Origin of the sequence: Anaerotruncus sp. G3(2012), assembly GCF_000403395.2 — a bacterium.
Classification (GTDB): domain Bacteria; phylum Bacillota; class Clostridia; order Oscillospirales; family Ruminococcaceae; genus Anaerotruncus.
Genome location: NZ_KE159657.1, coordinates 230,511 through 231,114 on the forward strand (window position 1 = coordinate 230,511; position 604 = coordinate 231,114).

General features: G+C 54.0%; 1 CRISPR repeat array.

The features are described 5' to 3' along the window. Positions 1 to 27 precede the first annotated feature (27 nt). Positions 28 to 599: direct repeats of the CRISPR family, unit length 33 nt; unit sequence ATTTCAATCCACGCGCTCCGCGAGGAGCGCGAC. Positions 600 to 604 lie beyond the last annotated feature (5 nt).

The window sequence follows — 604 nt, forward strand, 5'->3', positions numbered from 1 at the left end:
GCCGGTTTGTAGCCTCTTCCATAAGCAATTTCAATCCACGCGCTCCGCGAGGAGCGCGACACAGCTTGGGAGATCACCAATCGATCGCAAATGATTTCAATCCACGCGCTCCGCGAGGAGCGCGACTGTCCATCCATCCCAATTGTAGATTTTTTCATAAGATTTCAATCCACGCGCTCCGCGAGGAGCGCGACTTTTTTTGGTTGTTCTTGATTTTATCTGATCTGTATTTCAATCCACGCGCTCCGCGAGGAGCGCGACGCGCAATGCTGTGCTTGGCCTCCAGCTTCATTGGCATTTCAATCCACGCGCTCCGCGAGGAGCGCGACAATACAAGGAGAGGTAATTTATGTGCTATAATAAAATTTCAATCCACGCGCTCCGCGAGGAGCGCGACGCGGACTGCCTGCGGCCGTATGAATCCTTCGAGGTATTTCAATCCACGCGCTCCGCGAGGAGCGCGACTATACTCAGAAAACTCTGGGATTTTTTCGCGAACATTTCAATCCACGCGCTCCGCGAGGAGCGCGACTTTTCGGAGATGGATACGGTTCGGGCAGCTATTTATTTCAATCCACGCGCTCCGCGAGGAGCGCGACGGGGG